Origin of the sequence: Paenibacillus xylanexedens (genome assembly GCF_007676705.1) — a bacterium.
Taxonomy (GTDB): Bacteria; Bacillota; Bacilli; order Paenibacillales; family Paenibacillaceae; genus Paenibacillus; species Paenibacillus xylanexedens_C.
Genome location: NZ_VEBF01000782.1, coordinates 1 through 228, shown reverse-complemented (window position 1 = coordinate 228; position 228 = coordinate 1). Strand labels below are relative to the sequence as shown.

Here is a 228-nt window from a genome sequence, read left to right as displayed (position 1 = left end):
AACTACACCTCTATTTTCCGAACAAACATATTCCACCGTTCACCTACCTCACTTAAACCCACCCCACCCATCCCCAACCCATTCTCCCCACTCCCTCCACCCAAGCGACCAACCCACCTTTCAATCCCTTACTCTCCCTAACCTATAACCCATCAACACCAACACTCCAAACAACAACATATCCCAAAAACCCATCCATACATAGACAAATCCAAAAAACATCCCCCC

Annotated in this window: 1 protein-coding gene; it reads right to left on the bottom strand. The window is 47.4% G+C overall.

Features of this window, described 5'->3' with window-relative positions; all coding sequences use genetic code 11:
• Nucleotides 1-120: 120 nt before the first annotated feature.
• Entirely contained in the window at nt 121-222 is a 102-nt protein-coding gene (locus FS628_RS31035) for a DUF2273 domain-containing protein (RefSeq protein WP_260871264.1), read from the bottom strand.
• Nucleotides 223-228 lie beyond the last annotated feature (6 nt).

Excerpts from the sequence above, each read along its gene's own strand:
- FS628_RS31035 (WP_260871264.1), bottom strand. The coding sequence starts at position 222 with ATGTTTTTTGGATTTGTCTATGTATGGATGGGTTTTTGGGATATGTTG.